Here is a 20741-nt window from a genome sequence, read left to right as displayed (position 1 = left end):
GAGGTAATGGTTATGGATTTTAGTAATATTGAACACCGAGAATCTATTGATTTAGATTTAGGGAGATATTTACAAACATTGAAACGCCGATGGTTTTGGCTGCTGGGGGTTTTTGTGCTGAGTGTATCTGGGGCTGTATATGCTACCCAATTTTTGACCCCAACTTATGAAAACTCTGGCAAAATTTTATTTAAGGTAGACCGTACTTCTTCTTTAGCTGGTATTGGTGAAGGGTTAGGGGAACTGAAAGCACTATTGGCGGATCAGACTCCTTTGAGTACCCAGATAGAATTAATGTATTCTAATCCTCTGTTAGAAACAGTGATTGAGCGCTTGAATTTAACTAATGAGGATGGTGAACCCGTGGCTCCAGAGGATATTAGACGCAATTTAGATATGAGAATTATCGGCGGCACGGATATTGTTCTGTTAACCTATCAAAGCCGAAATCCCCAAGAAGTTGCTGATGTTATTAATACCGTGATGGAGGTTTATATTGAGGCTAATGTGTCTAGCATTCGACAAGACGCTTCCGGCGCGAAAGAGTTTATTCAGGAACAGCTACCTAGGGTACAAAAGGAGTTGTTTCTGGCGGAAAAATCTATTCAAGATTTTAAGGAAAGAAATGAGATAGTAGACCTGGGAACGGAGTTTGCTATATCCGTACAAGAAATGGCGCAGTTAAATCGCAATATTACTACTTTAGAAGCTGAATTAAATGCGGTGCAATCTTTGGTTAATTCCTTGGGAAATCAAGTGGGTTTGAACTTGGAAGAAGCTATAGCCGTAAATACTTTAAGTCAGTCTCCGGTGGTGCGAGCAGCTTTACAAGAATTGGAGAATGTGGAGGGGGAATTAGCCCAGGAACAAAGACGTTTTCGAGATGAAAATCCCCGGATTATTTCTTTAAAGGGAAAGCGAGATAATCTGGAGAATTTGTTACAAAGAGAAATTCAAGTGTATTTGGGTAGTAGCAGACCCTTTTCTCGCGGGTTGCTCAGGGTTATGGATGTCAAAAATAACAAGATTGAAGAGTTTGTTAATGCGGAAATTCGGCGGCTGGATTTGACTAAGCAGCTTGACTCTCTCTATGAGGCGCGTGATGGTTTGGAAAGGAGAGCTAGGATCTTGCCACAATTAGAACAACAACAGCAGGAACTTGAGCGCAAAGCTGAGGTGGCTCGTCTGACTTATCGGACTTTACTACAAAATCTTGAGGAAGCACAAGTGGCAGCCAATAAGATTACCAATAATGCCAGAATTATCGAAACGGCTAACGTTCCAGATGAGGGAAAAACGGCAAAAGTACCGTTGTTGGCTTTGGGAGTAATGGGGGGATTAGTCGCCTCAACTACTTTATTGCTGTTGATGGAAATGGGAGATAAATCTCTGAGGACTGTGGCGGAAACTAGGGATTTATTTGGATATACTTTGTTGGGTATTATTCCTTCTTTTGCAGCGCCGCCTTTTTACCGCTATTTGACGGGAGGCGATCGCTCTTCTGTACAGGTTCCGGTGGTGGATACACCCGGTTCCTTAATTAGCGAAATTTATCGGATGATTCAGGCTAATTTGAAGTTTTTGGGTTCCGATCGCAAAGTGCGGGTAATTGTGGTAAGCAGTTCCGTACCACAGGAGGGAAAATCAACGGTTTCCGCTAATTTGGCGGCGGCGATCGCCCAGCTTGGACATCGGGTGATACTCATTGATGGGGATATGCGACAACCGATTCAACATCATATCTGGGGTTTAACTAATGCGGTGGGATTAAGTGATGTACTCGTGGAAGAGGCGACTCTTTCCGAAGCCGTGAAGCCGGGAATTGACCAACTCGATATTTTGACCGCTGGGGTGACACCACCCAATCCGTTAGCACTTTTGGATTCTCGACGCATGACTTCCTTAATTCGGAATTTTTCGGAGGAGTATGATTTTGTAATTATTGATACACCACCATTGTTATTAGCCGCCGATGCTTTAACTTTAGCTAATATGGCTAGTGGGGTGTTAATGGTCGCTAGACCCCGAATTCTTGACCGCGATAGCGCTAAAGCCGCTAAGGAAATATTAGGGCGATCGGGTCAGCGGATCTTGGGGACGGTGATCAATGGGATTAGCAAGAATGAGTCCACTAAGTATTTCTATCATGCTCAACGCTATTTCCCTCTCCAAAAATCCCATCGGCGCGATCGCTCCGCACCCCCGAAAATATCTTCTAGGAGTTCTTCTTAGATATCAAACTATCCCTATACCAGGTTAATTAAGCCTGGAGACTCCCTGACAGCAACAACTTTACCAAAACTTTACATAATCTACATTAATTTTTACATTTCTCTCTTGGTTTCACTGATAAAAATGCTATGATGCACAACAGGTTAACGGGTGTAGATTTAGACCAAAAACATCAATATTTTAATGGACAAATACTTAAAATATTTGGAATCTAGTTTTACGGTTTTTGCGATTATTCATTATAGCGCTAACTGGTTGCCTCTGATTTTATCTGGCGGCGCAAGCGAGGGTGATGGTACAGATATCAATTCCTTTGATTTTCGATTAAATGTGCTGGTGTTTCTGCTGACTTATTTGGTTTCGGTAGCTTTACTATTGCTACGGTGGAAAAAGTGCTTAATTTCTGTTAAAAGAGGTCCGGTTATCTGGGTGATGATTTTGATTGCGATCGCCTCCTATTTTTGGTCAGATTTTCCGGCTCGTACCCTCAGAAGTTGTATTGGCTTAATAGGGACTACACTGTTTGGTGTTTACTTAGGTAGTCGTTATACCATCAGAGAACAACTTAAACTTTTGGCTATTTCCTATGGAATTATTGCCGTCCTTAGCGTGGTTTTGGCGATCGCTTTACCTCGTTATGGCATCGAACAAGCCGTTCACTATGGGGCTTGGCGAGGCATATATAACCATAAAAATCTTTTAGGAAGAGCCATGACATTAGGTGGTATAGTATTAATATTATCACCCGGTCTTTTTGACCAGGCAAAGCGCTGGATGGCTTACATGGCGATCGCTATTGCTTGTTTGCTATTAGTCATGGCAAAATCATCAAGTTCCCTAATTAACTTTACAATTTTATTGACCAGTGTCATAGCCTATCGGGTGCTGCGATTTCGGTATATTTTACTGATTCCTTCATTTCTAGCCCTTGTCACTTTGGGCGCTACTATATTTTATATCTATACAGAGATGGCCGATGAATTATTAGGATTAATTGGCAAAGATCCAACCCTTACTGGTCGCACAGAACTGTGGGTGTGGGCTAGAGAGATGATTGACAAGCGCCCCTATTTAGGATATGGTTATACGGCATTTTGGCAGGGATTAGATAGTGCCTCAGCTTATATTATTAGAGCTGCAAGGTGGCCGGTTCCTTATTCCCATAATGGAATACTCGATATGTGGTTAGACATAGGCTTATTAGGCGTTGTTACTTACTTTTCGGGGTTTGGAATTAACTTGTTAAGGTCGGTTTTTATCGCAAGATTTAGTGTCGGAATAGAATATTTATGGCCCTTAATATTTCTGACTTATTTAGTCTTAACTAATGCAACTGAAGGAGGTATAATTTCTCAAAACAGTATATTTTGGGTATTATATACAGCCCTATCCATTTCAATTATGGAACCTATGGAAAAACCCAAACCATCTCATCCTGAATTTGATGGCTCAAGATGATCAAAACTACTCCCCAATTTGAATTAATTTAAATACCAATTAAAATTATGAACATCACGTCTCAACCCTCTGGATCAGAATACAGCTTTTGTTTGGTTACACCGAGTTATGCACCGGACTTTGAGAGATGCCAATTTTTGTGTTCTACAGTTGATAAGTTCATACCTTCGTCAACAAAGCATTATATTATTGTTGATCGAAAAGATTTATCAATATTTAAGTCACTCCCAAATAATCGCACAGAAATTTTAGTTGTTGAAGAGGTGATTCCTGGATGGATCAAAAGGATACCTTTTGTCAAAAATGGTTGGTTTAGCTTTAAAAGTCTTCCCATTCGTAACTGGCTGCTTCAGCAAATTATTAAGCTGTCAGCGGCACAATTTGTGTCTGAAGATATTTTGATGTTTGTGGATTCAGATGTTGCCTTTGTGCGTCCTTTAAATCCACAAGAACGATTTGTTAAAGATGGAAAAATTCGCTTTTATCGAGAGCCTAATTCAATTCCTCGCTCTTGGGAGTCTCATTATAGTTGGTATGAAACTGCTAGTAAATTACTGATTACCCCTATGGTTGATTTTCCGGCTCCTAATTATATTGGTGACTTGATTACCTGGAAAAAGGATAATGTTTTAAAATTATATGAACACCTAGAAAAAGTGTCTAGACGTTCTTGGGTGGAAACCATATCTAATACTTGGAATTTATCTGAGTATATCCTCTATGGAATGTTTTGTGATTATATTATAGACCATGAAGCCAATCATTATATTGATGAAACATACCCCGGTTTACGCTATTTTGGTACAGAAAATTTATCAGAACAACAAATCAAGGATTTTTTATCTGAAATTGAGCCTGATTATGTAACGGTTATGATTTCAGCCAAAGCTGGTATTCCGATTAAACGCTATCAAAAATTACTGGAAAACATGAATTAGTGTAACAATCAAGCCAACGTTTTTTGAGGCTTTTTATAGCACAATTTCAAGGCTTTCAACTATTTTTATATGATGAAACTAATTGTAATGGATAAAGACAATCAACAACCCAAGTTAAAAGCAGCCGTTATTGGTACCGGGTTGATTTCTAAAGAACATCTCAGTTTTTTGTCTAACTCGGAAAGGGCTCATTTGGTGGGAGTTTGTGATATTTCCCAGGCTGCTGCTAACTATGCCGTTCAAAGATTCGGTGCTGAAGCTGCTTATACAGATTATCATCAAATGCTGGAGCAAGCCAAGCCGGATGTTGTGCATATTTTGACACCGCCTCAAATCCATAAAAAAATGTCTATGGATTGTCTGAGTGCCGGGGCTCATGTGATTTGTGAAAAGCCAATCACTCCCACTTATGATGAGTTTAAAGAACTATGGGATTTTGCTCAAAAATGCGATCGCCATTTAATCGAAAATCAAAATTATCGCTTCAATCAGCCAATTCTAGCACTGCAAAAGCTAGTGGAAGATGGAACCCTAGGAACCATCGGCGAAGTAGAAGTCCGCATGGCATTAGATATCCGTAGTGGTGGACGATACGCAGACGAAAATCTACCCAGTCCAGTCCATAAACTTCCGGGGGGTGTGATTCATGACTTTATTACCCACTTGTGTTATCTTGCCTTATTATTTATGCCAACTTTTGATTACGTCAAAGCCGGATGGAATAATCATGGTGGTGGTAATTTATTTAAGTATGATGATTTAGATGCACTGATTTTTTCCGGTCATCAACATACTCGCATACGGTTTAGTGCTTACACTCAACCCGACTGTTTTTCCGTCACAGTTCGCGGTTCCTTGGGTTATGCAGAAGTTGATTTATTTCAACCATTTGTTCGCTGTGTAGTCCCTCGTGCTGTTGGTAAGCAGTTTTCTCCTTTGGCTAATCAGTTTGCTAATGGTTGGACTTTCATGAATGCCAGCTTTACTAACTTTCGTCGGAAACTCTTACAAAAGACTCCATATGAAGGTTTACATAGTTTATTAGAGCAGACTTATCAAGCCTTACAAGAAGATAAACCGCTACCAATTAGCTTTGAAGATATGGATAAAACCAGTCGTTTAGTTAACGCATTAATTGCGGAGGAGAATCATCTATGAAATTGTTTATCACTGGCGCATCTGGATTTTTAGGACAGTATATTGTGGCGGAAGCCTTGGGACGGGGACACCAAGTAAAAGCCGTACTTCGTCCCCAAACTGATGAGACTAAATTCTCTTGGTTTAATCATCCTAATTTGGCAATTGTCCGCCTAGATTTAAGGCAATCATCAGGCTTGGTAGAAAGTCTGCAATCTGTGGATGCTGTCATTCATTTAGCCGCCTCTAAGTCTGGGGATTTTTACACCCAATTTGCTGGCACAGTCATAGCCACCGAAAATATGTTAATTGCTATGAAAAAAACCGGGATTTCTAAGCTCATAGCCATTAGTAGCTTTTCAGTTTATGATTATGTCAAAATGCGATCGCATCAAATTTTAGACGAAGATTCTCCCATCGAAGCTGACCCCTTAAATCGTGACGAATACGCTCAAACCAAGCTAATTCAAGAACAACTTTATCGAGATTTTGAGCGATATGGTGGACAAGTTTCTATTATTCGTCCGGGGATGATTTACGGTCGAGATTATCTTTGGAATGCTTGCTTAGGCGCTGAAATAGGGGATAGTGCCTGGTTAAGAATAGGGGGTAATGCAATTATGCCTTTAACCTATGTAGAAAACTGTGCAGAAGCCATTGTTATTGCCGCCGAGACAGAAGCAGCCTGTGGACAAACCTTAAATATTGTCGATGACAATTTACCTACTCAAAATGTCTATGCCAAAAAACTCATAGAAACCATGGATAAAGTCCCGAAAATATATTTTATCAACTGGTTTTTTATGGGATTAATTGCCAATATGGCTTGGCTGTTTAACCGTCTATTTATTGAGAGTAAAGCTCGTTTACCAGGTATTTTAGTACCCGCCAAACTTCAGGCTCGTTTTAAGCCACTGCGGTATACTAATCAGAAGGCTAAACAGATTTTGAACTGGCAGCCTACCTATTCTCTAGATCAAGCCTTTCAACGTTCCTCTGGTACTGAAGATTTATTAGCAGTTTATGCACCAAAATCAAGTTAGTATAGAGTTCAAATAATTTGAGTAGCTGTTCCAGACATAAATCAGGTAAAAATGTATGTCATATTTTACTAATTTGCAAGAACGAATTAAGAAAATCACACAAAAGTCATTAGTCCAAAATACTTTATGGATGTTTTTGGGTAAAGTTATAAGTATTTTTATGCAAGCTACATACTTTATATTGATTGCTAGATATCTGGGTTCTGAAAATTTTGGTATGTTCATGGGAGTAACAGCACTAGCCTCGATCGCTGTTCCATTTGGAACATTAGGTAGTGCAGATATTTTAATCAGAAATGTTTCAAGAAATAAAATTTTATTTAAAAAATACTGGGGTGATGCTATTTTAACAACTTTTTTTTGTAGTTTAGTCGTCATTTGTTTATCATTTTTAATAGGCAAATCCATTTTGCCAAAATTTATTCCTAACGTCCTGATTGTATCTATACTTGTTTCTGATATTTTAGGATTGTCTATTTGGAATCTATGTTGTGGAGCTTTTTTGGGGGTTAATCGGCATAAAAACACTGCTCAATTACATATTTTTTATAACTTTTTCAAAGTTTTATCTGCTATAGCTTTGGTTATATTGTTTGATAAACCTAATGCTATAAATTGGTCTTTTTTATATGTTTTGGGGACGATGATAACGGCAGTTTTTTCGTTCTTTTTTGTTTGTTTGAATCTGGGTTTTCCTCAATTAGAATTATCCCAGATAAAGCACAATATTTTCCAAGGTATATACTTTTCTCTAGACAGATCTGCTGCTAATATAAATTCCAGTATTGATAGAACAATGTTAAGCAGTCTTTCAACTCTAAGTGTAACTGGTATCTATTCTGCTGCTTATCGATTGATAGAAGTTGGCTATATACCAATTTTAGTAATATTTAGTTCCACATACACCAGATTTTTTGAAGAAGGTGCTTTGGGTATTAGTAATGCTTTTAAATTTGCCAAACGTTTGATTCCGGTTATCTCCACATATGGTATTTTTTTTGTTATTGGTTGTATATTTTTTGCGCCATTTATACCTTATATTTTGGGAGAAAGCTATATAGATTCAGTGCCAGTATTATACTGGTTAGCTCCCATGCCACTAATTATTGGTATGCAATTAATTGCAGCAGATACTCTTACCGGCTCTGGATATCAAAAGTTACGGGGATTGGTTCAAATTATGGCAGCTTTAATTAATATTAGTTTAAATTATTTTTTAATTCCCATATTTTCATGGAGGGGTGCAGCTTGGGCTACCTTAACTACAGATTCTTTGATTCTCCTGTGCTACTGGGGTTTACTCTGGCGACTGAATTATAAAAATTTAAAAAATTCTAGTTAACTTATTGTTTGATAATAAGCTGGTGCGTATTGATAAGTATCATAATGTGGCAACAATGGTAGCGCTTGCAACTTAATTGATTAACTACCTTAGTTAGCTGTTATTGAGCAAAATTTGATTGACATTAACATGAAAATGATGTAGTATGTTGATGAAATTCAAAAGAGAACGAAATATGAACATATCAGATTTTTTTGACAAAATTTATGTGATCAACTTACCTGAAAGGGTTGATAGAAGACGTGAAATGGAGAAAGAAATCAAGAGTATAGGATTAAATTTTAATTCTGAAAAAGTCAAAATTTTTCCAGCCATCAAGCCCACCGAAAAATTAGCTTTTCCGAGCATTGGTGTGTTAGGATGTTACCTTAGTCATTTAGAAATTATTAAAATTGCTAAAACAGACAAACTTAGTCATATATTAGTCATGGAAGATGATCTAGCAATTTCTAGTAGATTTTGTTCTGTACAAACACAATTACTTGATGAACTTAGTCAAGTAAATTGGGATCTATTATTTCTAGGATATTTGGCTTATAATAAATTAAAGCTATCAGACTATTATAATTTTTACGACCCCGATATATCAACAACTTGGACTCACTTAAAAAAAGCTAATTATCCAACATTAGGTACACATTTTTATGCTGTTAATCATACAGCTTATGATTCTTTGATATTATTTTTAGAAGAACTGTTGAAAAAACGTTTTCAAACTTGTTTTTTTGAAAAAGATCCTAATTTTGATGACCTGGATGGAGCCTATATTGATACGGCATATTATCTATTCCGAAAGCAAAATCCTGAAATTGTATCTTTAATTGTATGTCCGTCTCTTGGGTGGCAACGGAGTAGCCCCAGTGATATTAGTCCTAGGATGATCAGCAGTTCTTTAGATAAAGTTGTATTGATCAAGCCATTGGTAAGTTTTCTAAGGTTAATCAAATTAAAATTAAAGAAGACTTTAGATTATCTAAAGCCCGAGTTATTTGATTGGTGGGATATTTAATTGGTGCGAAATAATGGTGACTCAGACTAAAAGTAAATTCATCGTTTATATTCAGTCAATTTTTTCCAATAAACTGTATTAGTTAACTACCACATATTTGGTATATCAAAAAATGACTTTAAAATCATCATCTATGCACTTAATTGCTTTAGAAAATGAACCCTCATCAACTCTTGGCGGTCAAGAGTTAAATCTACTGGAAATTTGTCAAAGCCTGGCTAATCGTGGACATCAGGTTAGTTTGGTTTACACCAAAGAAGGAGACCTCCTACAAACCTATGGCCAATTCTGCCAAGATTTAATTCCGGTCAAACGCTACCAAGCTAACCGCAAAAATCCCTTTGATATGGTCAAATTTGCTGTGGATTTTTTTAATGATATTTCTCCAATCAAAACAACTTTAGATTCCATGATTTTGTCTAATGAGTTTAGTTCTGTATTTTGGGGCTATGGCTTATCAACTATCAAAAAAATTCCTTTACTCTCTTATTTGCAACTACCAGGAAACTCTTTGAGATTCAAGTGGCGACCCGGATTGTCAGGGGTGGATAAATTTATAGCTGTTTCTCAAGCAACTAAAGACAGATGGGTTGATTTTTGTGGTATTGATCATCAGAAAATTGATGTGGTTTATAATGGTATTGACCCGCCAAAATTTAGTCCCCACTCCGTTGATAATCATCAGCAATTATCCCTCCGTCGTGATTTCAAGATCTTAGGAAACAGGCGAGTTTTTTCGTGTCTGGGGAGACTCAACCCTAATAAAGGAATAGAAGTCCTGATTAAAGCCTTTGCATTACTGGCCAATCATCAACCAGATATTTGTTTATTAATTGCTGGAAATGTTATTTTGGAACCTAAAAAAGATTCACCAGAAGCGCGTATTAACTATCTTAAATTTTTAAAAGATATGGTGGATGAACTAGGGATTAAAGAATTAGTCCAGTTTATGGGTCATGTTCCCAATACACCGGATCTTGATCGGGTTAGTGATGTTACGATTGTTCCTAGTATTTGGCCTGATCCTTGTCCGAGGGTGGTTTTAGAATCTTTATCAACTGGTACGCCTGTTGTCGGTAGTAGAGTCGCGGGAATACCTGAAATGATGACAGGTGAATTAAGCCGTTATCTGGTTGAACCTGGTTCTCCTGAACAATTAGCAGAAGTTCTTAACCAGGTTGCTAATTGGCGAGATGATGACCCGGAACTTGACCAGCGTTGTCGTGATCATGTACTGGATAATTTTAGTCCTAAAGTTATGATTGATCAAATGGAGATGGTCTTATTGAGAACGATTAATCAATACTATCAACATTAATGATTTTGATTTTTGTTTGATGGTTAAAATTATCAATAAAAAACCAAGAATCAATCATTAATTAAATAAGATTTCATCTCATTTAATTGATTCCCTCCCAATTTAATGTTAAACTTTGATGGTTCAAGTAATTAGACTCGAGTTTTAATGAGGTAAAAATATGTTTATATCAATTTGCGTAGCCACCTATAAGCGATCGGATGATTTAAAGAGATTGCTAAACAGTTTAGAAAAGCTCACTTTTCATCAAATTAATGAACCCGAAATAGAGATTGTCATTGTTGATAATGATGCTTCGGGTTCTGCCCAAATTATTATTGATGAAGTCGCTCCTAGTTTTAAGTACCCTTTACGCTATGATATCGAAACTCAAACGGGAGTTTCTTATGCTCGTAACCGAACGATTATCAACTCATCTGATCTGGCAGATTTTATTGCTATTATTGATGATGATGAGATGGCTGATGAAAACTGGTTAGAAAATCTTTTAATTGTTCAGGAAAAATATGAAGCAGATGTGGTAACAGGACCAGTTATCCCTTACTTTGAGAATAGTGTTGACGTACCTGATTGGATTGAAAAAGGTCAATTTTTAGAGCCGAGGCGCTATCCAACTGGATCGGTTATGGATGTTGCTTATACAGGTAATGTTTTGGTTCGCAGCCAACTTGTAAAGCAACTAGAAACAGTTTTTGATGAACGTTTGGCCATGCAAGGTTCAGAGGACACACATTTATTTATGCGACTTTATAAGCAAGGGGCAAAAATAGTGTGGGCTGATGAAGCCATTGTGCGTGAGCGGATTCCTGAATCTCGAATGAGTTTGATGTGGTTGTTAGAGCGAAGTTACTGGGGATGGAGCTCGAGAAGCTTATTTGAAAGAGAGTTGTATCCTTCTCTTTATCTTCAAGGTATCCGTTTTCTCAAAGGATGTGTTTTAATTATGATTGGCTTAGTATCTATTCCGATCGCTTTGTTACAGGGTCAATATGCCGTGAACAGGGCTTTACTGTCCATCTGGCGTGGGGCTGGAACTATCTCTGGCTTGCTCGGAATTATGGGAAGTGGGTGGAAAAAAGCCAATTAATATAGGATTCGTAACCAGACCCAGAGCGATCGCCTTAATTAGACAAAGATAGTGGCTGATGATAAATTGGGCTATATCCCGGCAAAATTTTGACAGTATCTTGGGCAACTCTTAAAGTCAAAGACAGACGCACCTTCCCACTGCTATTGTAAACCGAACGATGGATAACTTGGTCAGTAAATAAAACAAATTCTCCCGCCTGCAAAACCACCGGAATCACTTGGTTTTTCACGGAATTAGGAACCTTGTAGAAATGATTACCGCTGAAAGGGTCAGTAATTTGCCGGGGACAATTTTCTGCCTCAGTTTTGGGGATATATTCAAAGCCATTTCTGGCGGTCACTTCTGTTAAAGCAATATAGATATTAATAGTTTTGCCTTCCCCAGACAATAATTTTGGGTAAATATCTCTATGCCAAAATGGGATTAATTGACGGGAGGGATAATTAACCCATAATTCCGAACGCCATAGCCGCAGATTATCCCCTAAATGTTTTCTGATAATCGCCAACAAGTTTTCATCTTTACACAACTGCAATAATTGCGGGGAATCTAAATGTCTTTCCATGTAAAACTGTCGTTTATAACATTGCACGAACAGCAACATAATTGAGCCAAATTGTAGTTTAAATAAGGCAGTTAGTGCCGATATCAATAAAACTTTAATCGGTGGCTTAGGTAAGACTTCCTTAAAAATATGTTGGCGAATTGTAGCGATTTCCTCCGGGGTTAAATTTAAGCTATAGGGTCCCCAAACTTCATCAGTACCATCATAATTAATTATCTGGGTTCCCACAGGTTTATTACCACCAGTCCAGTCTAAACTTTGTTCCCACAATTGTTGACATAACTGATTATTTAAAGCCAAGGGAGGCAAAGGAATTTCCTTCCCTTTAGGGTCAAAAAACTTACCTGTGATTAATTCACAGTCGGGAGAAGTAGCACAGAATAAGCTACTATAACAGCCTTTTTTGGGGCTAATTCCGATACCAAAAAACTTACTCAAACGATGACCGATGGTAATATTAGATTGGACAAAACCGGGATGCACAGCATTAACAGTGACATGGCTTGATTGTTGATAAAGTTGTCTGGTTAACAGTAATAAACAGAGTTTAGATTGATTATATAATTCGATAAAGTTGAAGGGGGTAGATTTTACAAATAGATCCCATTTAATTGTCGTGGGTTTTAAGGCGAGATCTGAAGATACCATAACCACTCGACTAGGGGCAGATTCTTGTAATTTATCCCAGAGTAAGTAAGTCAGCAAAAAATGTCCCAAATAGTTAGTTCCCCAAATCAACTCAAATCCTTCTGGGGTGACACCGTGACCGTTGAATATTCCGGCGTTATTGATTAAAATATTTAGGGGTAAGTTTTTGGCTAAAAACAGTTCAACACATTGACGAACTGACTCCAGAGAAGCCAGATTTAAGGGCAAATATTCGATGTTAGGGTTGCCAGTTTTTTGAGAGATATAAGCAATGGCTTTGGTGGCTTTGCTGTGGGAACGACAAGCAATAAAGACATGATAGCCTAATTTAGCCAAACCCACGGATGTCATTAACCCGACACCGGAGTTGCCACCCGTAACAATACAGACTTGCATAAATTTGGAATTTTTAGTAATATCAGCAGGTGAAAATAGGGGAGGGGAGCGATTTCCTCCCACTAAATTATCGAATTAAATTGGGGTTTTAGCCTAACTTTAAATCTACGGCAATGCGGTGGGCACAGGCGAACCCAGAAAAGGCGACAGCATTTAATCCCTGACCAGGAAAGGTGCTATCTCCGACACAATACAGACCGGGAATAGCAGTGCGGTTAAAAGGCATTCCTAGGAGTCCCCGCAGTTGGCGGCTAGGAATAGGTCCATAGGTTCCGTCATCCCGGTTAAGAAAACGACGGTGCGATCGCGCTGTTCCCACTTCCATATAATCCAAACCCGCATCTAAACCGGGAAAAATCTTTTCGAGACGGTCTACAATTCCCCAGGCTGCCTCCTCTTTTTTTTGTTCATATTCTGTGGGTGGTAAATCTTCCCAATTATCAATCCAACTCGGGGTAAAAGCATGGATGATATGATAGCCTTGCGGGGCCAAATCCTGGTCAAGGAGGGTCGGAATCGAGACAAAAATCGTCCCTTCTGGCTCCTCCATTTTTTGCCAATCTTGAACTATGATGTGGTGACAGTCGGTTTCTGGTGTTAAAACCGAGGCTTCTACCCCCAAATGTAAGCTGAGAAAACTCGGCGATTTCTGATAGCGTTTGCGCCATTTTTGCTCAGAAGGCGGCATCATTGTTTCAGGGATTAGTTTCCCAAAGGTATCCCAGCGGGTAGCATTGGAAACTATACGGCGAGCGCGGTAAACTGTACCGTTAGTGAGTTCGACCCCCACAGCTTGCCCATTTTCAATTAAAATCTGTTTCACCCTGGCTTTGTATTTAATCGTTCCTCCGGCTTTCTGTAAGCCTTCAGCCAGTTTTTGGGCGATTTGACCTACTCCCCCCTTGGGGTAGTTTATCCCACCGTAGTGGCGGTCAGAAAAGACCATCCCAGCGTTAATCATGGGAGTTAAGTCAGCGGGAACCACAGACCAGCAGTAACACTCAATATCAATAAATTTGAGTAATTCCGGGTTGCTGATGTGTCGTTTAGCGACTTCGCCCACATTTTTGGGTAGGTATTGGACCAGTCCCAGACAAGCGCCTGGGTTTTGGAAGAAAACCCGCATCAGATAACGGGGTTCCTCCAGGGACAGGAGTTCCATGGCGTTCAAGCAGTTAAACACCTGCCAACATTCGTCATAAAACTTACGAATTCCGTCTCGTTCGTCGGGGAACTTTTCCCCTAGTTCTTGCAAAAATTTCTCATAATCTCGGTGAACCCTAACTTGGAGTTCCCCAGGTAGGTGGTAGTGAATTTGAACTGGGTCGGGGATAGTTTCTAATTTGACGTTAACAGCTTCTAGAGCCCGGGTGAGCAGGTTAGTTGTGCCTTGGTCACCAAATCCAAAAATCATTGATGCTCCGACATCAAATCGATATCCCTCTCGCTCAAAGTAACCAGAACTACCACCGGGGATGATGTAACTTTCTAGGACAAGTACATTCGCGCCTTTGGCTGCCAGTTGGGTGGCAGTGACTAAGCCTCCAATACCGGAACCGATGACAATTACATCAAAGTTTTGAGTCGGTCGGGGTTCATCAGCAAAGGACTGGTGGGTAATAACAGGCATCGGATCAACTCTCTTCCAGAATTTCCTGACTCTACAGTGTAACGCCTCACCATGCTTGTATAACGTTCACAAGCGACATTTCTGGGGGCAAAATCATGATAATGCCTCTCCCACAGCCATTTTCACAAGAAATGCGGGAACGGTTTTTTCATCAACCGCCCCCGTCTGCCGATCCTTTGATTTGAGAGGAGAACACTGAGAATCTACTTTAGACTTGTTAAAAATAATTGTCAATAAGTTTGTAACATTTCTTAAAACTATGCGGGGGTAGTCTGACTGGGTAGCTGGGGGAGTATGATGGAAGGGAAAAGCCGAATTTGGTTGACTATCCCCCTAATGACTCTGCAACTGCGCGTTTACGTCCCCCCCCATCCCCTAATTAAGCATTGGTTGGCGATCGCCCGTGATGTCTCAACTCCGCCGGCCCTATTCCGCAGCGCTATGACGGAACTGGGACGGTGGCTAACCTACGAAGCGACTCGCGATTGGTTCACCACGGTGGAAACTACGGTACAAACTCCCCTGTGTGAATGTCCAGCTACTTATATCAACCCAGAAGCGCCGATGGTGGTTATACCCATTCTGCGGGCGGGATTAGCCCTTATGGAAGGTATCCAAAGCGTGGTGCCGTTAACGTCGGTGTATCACCTGGGAATGGTCCGCGATGAGGAAACCCTACAGGTGAGTTGCTATCTCAATAAACTTCCTGATAGCTTTGACCCTCAAACCCGGTTAATCGTTAGTGAACCGATGCTGGCTACTGGGGGAACCATTATGGCGACTATGGCTGAACTGACCAAGCGCGGTATTGATCCGGGGTTGATGCGAATTATCTCCGTGATAGCCGCCCCCCAAGCCTTACAGTCCCTTAGCCAAGAGTATCCTAGTCTACAAGTTTATACGGCTATTATTGATCAGGGTCTCGATGAGCGAGGTTTTATTGTTCCGGGGTTGGGAGATGCGGGCGATCGCACTTTTGGAACTTGAATTTTTGATGATGAGGTGAATCTAAAACTATGGCTAATCGAGAAGGCTTTACCAGCGGACTGATATTAGGGGCTACTTTAGGGGGTATCGTGGGTGGTGTGTTGGGGGTTGTCCTCTCCTCGCGACTATCTGCGGATAACTCCGAAAGCTCTAATTCCCTAGGAGACAATAAGCGCAACCGCAATAAAGGCGATCGCCTAACCCCCGAAAATGTGGAAACAGCGCGTTTGAACCTAGAAGACAAAATTTCTCAACTCAATCAGGCGATCGATGATGTACGCCATCAACTTGGGGGAGTGAATGGGACTATCTCTGCTGAGGTTCACGACTCACCCTCAGCCGAAGATATCTAGCATCAACTAGCGCCCAAAGTATGATATAATTAGCTGCTAGAGTTTACTCTTTCATAAACCCCAGTTAAAAGTCAATCATACTAAATCACTCTCAGGGAAACCGTCGAACCCGCCCAGACTTTAGGTAGTTGACTATTCCCAGACCCTTGAGGTCTCACCATAAGCCATTTCCCAGTTATCGGAGATATTGCATGAGTTCACCATTGTTTCTACTTGCTAATACAGTTGCACAATTCCTGAACATTTACATGGTTCTAATTTTTATTAGAATCCTGCTGAGTTGGTTCCCCAATGTGAATTTATACGATGGTCCTTTATCGGTTATTAGCCAACTAACTGACCCTTATCTTAATATTTTCCGTTCATTTATTCCCCCCTTGGGTGGCATTGACTTGTCCCCCATTATTGCCATTTTCCTGCTTCAGTTTGTGGCTCAAATTGTGCCGCGTTTACTGTACAGCCTAGCCTAAAGTTCCACACATCTGTAATCTGCCGGCATTTGTAGTGTTGTGGTTAACCAACTAACTACAAATGCACAGGCTTCGCCCTTAGTTATATCAGCACAAATTCAGGGTAAAGAGTGGTTATGAACCCAGCATAATTCCCAAGAATGCCACCACCCCTAAAATCGCCAAAATCACAGCCACAGTCAGCGCTTGAGATATTCTAGGAGTGTATAAATAATCATCTCTACAGATGCGTTTTAGTTCTTGGCGATGGTCAATCGAAGCCGCTATTAGTGCTAGAGTTCCCAAGGCGATAAACGAAAGACCGAGGAAGCGAGACAGACGCAGAGGGTTGACGTAATTATCCCCCGTTTCTTCGTAGATAACCGTCACAATTTGGTCAATACCAAAGCCAAAGCCTATCAGTGATAAACAGGTACGAATCCACGCCATTAAAGTCCGTTCCGAAGCGGCGCGGTTGCGTTCTTTCGCCAACTCATTATTCAGATTTTTAGGCGGCGGGTTAGGGTCAAGTGAGGTCATACTTCCGAGAAAATCAAAGTAGATAATATACCATACATGATGGGAACCCCCAACGGCATTGTTGAGGAGATATTTACACAGTAATATGCTTTATTTTGAATACATTTAATGATAGGGAGGCGGCTAGTTGCGAAGTCTCACTAATTTATGTTAAAATGAGTGGATTTTGTCGCGGTGGGTCAGGCTGGTTGAGACTAAAAATCCGGGAAAATGGTTCCCCAATCTGAGGGGAAAGTGGTATAGTTAAAATTGAAGCCGGAGTCAATATATGTAATCAGTTAAGTATTTTAGCTGATGAAGTTCACAGACGATCGCAATTTAATCGGGTTCCCATTTGTGCCAAGCGGAAGACATAAGCCGATATTTGACTAGGCTGATGCCAATATAACACGCTTATTTTAGAATAACACAATCTGATTTTTATCAGTATAGATGCTAATATAGGAGCCTCGCCGATGACCATAACCCAGGACCAGCGCCAAGACATCCATCACTTAAAAGGATTAACTCCCCCAGAGGTAGAGACAAGTCGCCAAACTCACGGAAGTAATATCATGACTCCCCCACCAAGGGAAGCAGCTTGGCGGCAATTTTTGGGAAAGTTTGATGATCCGGTGATTCGGATTTTGATTATGGCGGCGGCGATCGCCATTAGTTTAGGAATAGTTAATGGCAATTATGTAGAAGGAATTGGTATTATTGTAGCGATCGCCTTAGCCACTACCCTAGCTTTCTTAAACGAGTATAAAGCCAATCAAGAATTTGATATTCTCAACCGGATGAATGATGAAGTCCCCATCAAAGTAATCCGAGATCATAGTTTTACCACCATTCCCAAAAAAGATATAGTAGTCGGTGATATTGTGATCATCGAATTGGGGGACGAAATCCCCGCCGATGGTCAATTAATTGAATCGGTTTCGCTGCGGGTAAATGAAGCCAGCTTAACCGGAGAATCGGAAGCCGTCAAAAAGTTAGGAACATCACAATTAGAAGCCAGTGGCGAACTTCCCGATAGCGCCTATCCTCCCGATCGCTTATTACGAGGAACAGTAGTTACAGACGGTCATGGCACCTTTGAAGTGACCGCTGTTGGCGATAGTACAGAAATCGGTCAAACCGCGCAATTAGTGTGCGAAATCACCAATATAGACACCCCCCTAAAACAGCAATTAGACCGCCTCAGTCGCTTAATTGGAGTCCTAGGGTTAGCCATTGCCGTTTTAATTGATATAGCCTTAGTGGTGCGCGGTATCCTCACCGGAAACCTTAACCTGAGTCTAGGACAGTGGTATATAGTCGCCCTAGCTGCTACCAGTTTAATCATTACCCTAGTTAGGGTATGGTTACCCATTGTTTATGATGGTTTAGAAATCTCAGGTTATGAGGCGACTGTGCCAGAATGGTTAGAAGATGATCACGCCATTGGCTGGGTGAAATCAACTTTAATAGGTTTGTTAGTTTTTGGGGTGGGAATTGCGATCGGTTATGGAGGCAATTTTATTCCCGATAATGTTAGTGATTGGATTCCCGCATCAGCCGCCACTGAGTTTGTCACCTACTTTATGATTGCGGTGGCGGTGATTGTGGTCGCTGTCCCGGAAGGTCTGGCGCTAAGTGTCACCCTCAGCCTCGCCTATAGCATGAGGAAAATGACCAAACAAAATAACCTCGTGCGAAGGATGCACGCCTGCGAAACCATTGGCGCGGCTACGGTTATTTGTTCTGATAAAACCGGAACTTTAACCATGAATAAAATGCAGGTACAAGAGATAAATTTCCCCAGTTTTAGCCACGATATTCCCAGTGATTTATTAACCGAAGCCATAGCCGCCAACAGTACCGCCAACTTAGAACAACATGAGAACCAAAAATCTAAGGCGATCGGGAATCCCACGGAGGCGGCGCTGTTGTTATGGTTAGAACAAAATCAGATTGATTATCTCTCCGAACGCAATAGGTTTGAGATTAAACAACAACTAGCTTTTACCCCCGATCGCAAATATATGGCGACCCTGGGAATATCAGCTATCAATAATCAGGAGATAATGCACATCAAAGGCGCTCCCGATATTGTCCTAGGTCATTGTTCCTCCTATTTGTCGGAAAAGGGCGTAATTACCCTCACCCCAGAAACCAGAAGATTGATTTCTCAGGAGTTAAAAAACTGCGATGCGGGAGGAATGCGAACCCTGGGATTTGCTTATATCCCTCAACCGCAACTGGAAGGGGATGATTTGAATGTAGACGATCGCCAAGATGTAGTATGGTTAGGATTTGTGGCGATCGCCGATCCGGTACGTCCAGAAGTTACCGAAGCCGTCCGCCAATGTCGCCAAGCCGGAATTGATATTAAAATGATTACCGGCGATAGTCTGCTAACCGCCGCCCAAATTGGTAGTCAAATTGGGATTATCGATGAAAACGACACCAGCGAGGCTTATATTACCGGAAGCCAACTCCGAGACATGGATGATGAACTCGCCAGCAAAACCCTCAAAAAAGTGCGGGTAATAGGTCGCGCTCGTCCTCAAGATAAACAGCGCATCGTCCAGCTATTACAGGCTCAAGGAGAGGTGGTAGCCGTTACCGGAGACGGAACCAATGATGCGGCGGCTCTCAATCAAGCCCAAGTCGGTTTAGCCATGGGTAGCGGCACTTTTGTGGCCAAAGAAGCCAGCGATATTATCCTGTTAGATGACTCTTTTCGGAGTGTCAAACAGGCAGTTTTATGGGGGCGATCGCTCTATCAAAACATCCAAAAATTCATCTTGTTTCAACTCACAATTAATGTGGTCGCCTGCATTATTGCGCTGTTAGGACCTTTTATCGGCATTAACCTACCCTTTACCGTAATTCAGCTTTTGTGGGTAAACCTAATTATGGATACCTTCGCCGCCCTCGCCTTAGCCACAGAACCCCCGACCGAAAGGGTGATGGAAGTACCACCCAGAAACCCGGAAGACTTTATTATCTCCCCAGCCATGTCGTCGTCAATCTTTACTGTGGGGGCAGTATTTTTAGTGATTCTGGTCGGTTTTCTACTGTATATCCAATCTGATCATCAGGTAACAGCCTATGAACTCTCACTATTTTTCACCAGTTTTGTGATGCTGCAATTCTGGAATTTATTTAATGCCAAATGCTTCGGTTCCAAGGATTCGGTCTTATCCCAACTCTGGCAAAATCCTAGTTTTTTGGCGATCGCCGGAGTCATTTTCATCGGACAAATTCTGATTGTTCAATTTGGCGGCAGCATTTTCCGAACTGTTCCCCTGTGTCTGACAGACTGGTTATGGATTATAGGCGGAACCTCCCTCGTCCTGTGGATTGGTGAATCAAATCGGGCGATCGTCCGCTGGAGAAAAGGTTAATCAACTCTGAGAAACCGGGTATCTTATCTACATCTTAGGTACAGCTTGTTTACCAGTCGCTTAATACATTGCCCCTCACCCTAAATCCCTCTCCCACAAAGGGAGAGGGACTTGGAGAGGTGATAATATGATTTCTGAACAGGCTGTAAGATACCAAAGCGATCGCCCTAAATCTGGCTCCCACAAAGGGAGAGGGACTTGGAGAGGTGATAATATGATTTCTGAACAGGCT

The 20741-nt window shown here is 40.9% G+C and carries 16 protein-coding genes; 13 read left to right on the top strand and 3 right to left on the bottom strand.

Going from position 1 to position 20741, the window contains the following annotated elements:
- The first annotated feature begins 12 nt into the window (after positions 1 to 12).
- From P5683_RS06125 to P5683_RS06085, 9 genes are all read left to right on the top strand, one after another.
- Positions 13 to 2232 carry a polysaccharide biosynthesis tyrosine autokinase gene (locus P5683_RS06125; protein WP_006669464.1) on the top strand — a complete coding sequence of 740 codons (2220 nt, stop codon included), beginning with the start codon at positions 13 to 15 and terminating at the stop codon, positions 2230 to 2232.
- 183 nt (positions 2233 to 2415) lie between these two features.
- Complete coding sequence (locus tag P5683_RS06120) at positions 2416 to 3690, top strand: O-antigen ligase (RefSeq protein WP_006620605.1); 1275 nt, start codon at positions 2416 to 2418, stop codon at positions 3688 to 3690.
- Between the two features lie 47 nt (positions 3691 to 3737).
- Positions 3738 to 4628 (top strand): DUF6492 family protein, encoded by an 891-nt coding sequence (locus P5683_RS06115; protein WP_006620606.1) that lies wholly within the window; start codon positions 3738 to 3740, stop codon positions 4626 to 4628.
- Between the two features lie 69 nt (positions 4629 to 4697).
- Positions 4698 to 5786, top strand: a complete 1089-nt coding sequence (locus P5683_RS06110; RefSeq protein WP_006620607.1) for a Gfo/Idh/MocA family protein — start codon at positions 4698 to 4700, stop codon at positions 5784 to 5786.
- On the top strand, positions 5783 to 6808 hold the full coding sequence (locus P5683_RS06105) for an NAD(P)-dependent oxidoreductase (protein ID WP_006620608.1): 1026 nt from the start codon (positions 5783 to 5785) through the stop codon (positions 6806 to 6808). The genes P5683_RS06110 and P5683_RS06105 overlap by 4 nt, the downstream gene beginning before the upstream one ends.
- Positions 6809 to 6863: 55 nt before the next feature.
- Positions 6864 to 8150 (top strand): flippase, encoded by a 1287-nt coding sequence (locus P5683_RS06100; RefSeq protein ID WP_008049492.1) that lies wholly within the window; start codon positions 6864 to 6866, stop codon positions 8148 to 8150.
- A 175-nt stretch (positions 8151 to 8325) separates the two neighbouring features.
- Complete coding sequence (locus P5683_RS06095) at positions 8326 to 9159, top strand: glycosyltransferase family 25 protein (protein ID WP_228116509.1); 834 nt, start codon at positions 8326 to 8328, stop codon at positions 9157 to 9159.
- Between the two features lie 112 nt (positions 9160 to 9271).
- Positions 9272 to 10477, top strand: a complete 1206-nt coding sequence (locus P5683_RS06090; protein ID WP_006669461.1) for a glycosyltransferase family 4 protein — start codon at positions 9272 to 9274, stop codon at positions 10475 to 10477.
- 160 nt (positions 10478 to 10637) lie between these two features.
- Entirely contained in the window at positions 10638 to 11564 is a 927-nt protein-coding gene (locus P5683_RS06085; protein WP_006620612.1) for a glycosyltransferase family 2 protein, read from the top strand.
- 34 nt (positions 11565 to 11598) lie between these two features.
- On the opposite strand, the gene P5683_RS06080 is transcribed toward P5683_RS06085, so the two are convergent.
- Positions 11599 to 13176, bottom strand: a complete 1578-nt coding sequence (locus P5683_RS06080) for an SDR family NAD(P)-dependent oxidoreductase (RefSeq protein ID WP_048895383.1) — start codon at positions 13174 to 13176, stop codon at positions 11599 to 11601.
- Between the two features lie 88 nt (positions 13177 to 13264).
- On the bottom strand, positions 13265 to 14806 hold the full coding sequence (crtH, locus tag P5683_RS06075) for a carotenoid isomerase (protein WP_315639543.1): 1542 nt from the start codon (positions 14804 to 14806) through the stop codon (positions 13265 to 13267).
- 336 nt (positions 14807 to 15142) lie between these two features.
- Here crtH and upp point away from each other — a divergent pair, with 336 nt between their 5' ends.
- The 3 genes from upp to P5683_RS06060 all read left to right on the top strand — a co-directional run bounded on the left by upp (position 15143) and on the right by P5683_RS06060 (position 16616).
- Positions 15143 to 15793 carry a uracil phosphoribosyltransferase gene (upp, locus tag P5683_RS06070; RefSeq protein WP_035759746.1) on the top strand — a complete coding sequence of 217 codons (651 nt, stop codon included), beginning with the start codon at positions 15143 to 15145 and terminating at the stop codon, positions 15791 to 15793.
- Between the two features lie 29 nt (positions 15794 to 15822).
- The gene (locus P5683_RS06065; protein WP_006620618.1) at positions 15823 to 16146 is read left to right on the top strand and encodes a hypothetical protein; all 324 of its coding nucleotides are present in this window, start codon (positions 15823 to 15825) and stop codon (positions 16144 to 16146) included.
- Between the two features lie 191 nt (positions 16147 to 16337).
- Positions 16338 to 16616, top strand: coding sequence for a YggT family protein (locus tag P5683_RS06060; protein ID WP_006669458.1), 279 nt, complete (start codon positions 16338 to 16340; stop codon positions 16614 to 16616).
- Positions 16617 to 16730: 114 nt separating this feature from the next.
- Here the strand turns inward: P5683_RS06060 and P5683_RS06055 are convergent, their stop codons facing one another.
- Positions 16731 to 17135, bottom strand: coding sequence for a YidH family protein (locus P5683_RS06055; RefSeq protein ID WP_006620620.1), 405 nt, complete (start codon positions 17133 to 17135; stop codon positions 16731 to 16733).
- Positions 17136 to 17590: 455 nt separating this feature from the next.
- Here P5683_RS06055 and P5683_RS06050 point away from each other — a divergent pair, with 455 nt between their 5' ends.
- On the top strand, positions 17591 to 20509 hold the full coding sequence (locus P5683_RS06050; RefSeq protein WP_006620622.1) for a calcium-translocating P-type ATPase, PMCA-type: 2919 nt from the start codon (positions 17591 to 17593) through the stop codon (positions 20507 to 20509).
- Positions 20510 to 20741: the final 232 nt, after the last annotated feature.

Origin of the sequence: Limnospira sp. PMC 1279.21, from assembly GCF_032349615.1 — a bacterium.
Taxonomy (GTDB): Bacteria; Cyanobacteriota; Cyanobacteriia; order Cyanobacteriales; family Microcoleaceae; genus Limnospira; species Limnospira fusiformis.
This window is presented reverse-complemented; position numbering and strand designations above follow the sequence as displayed.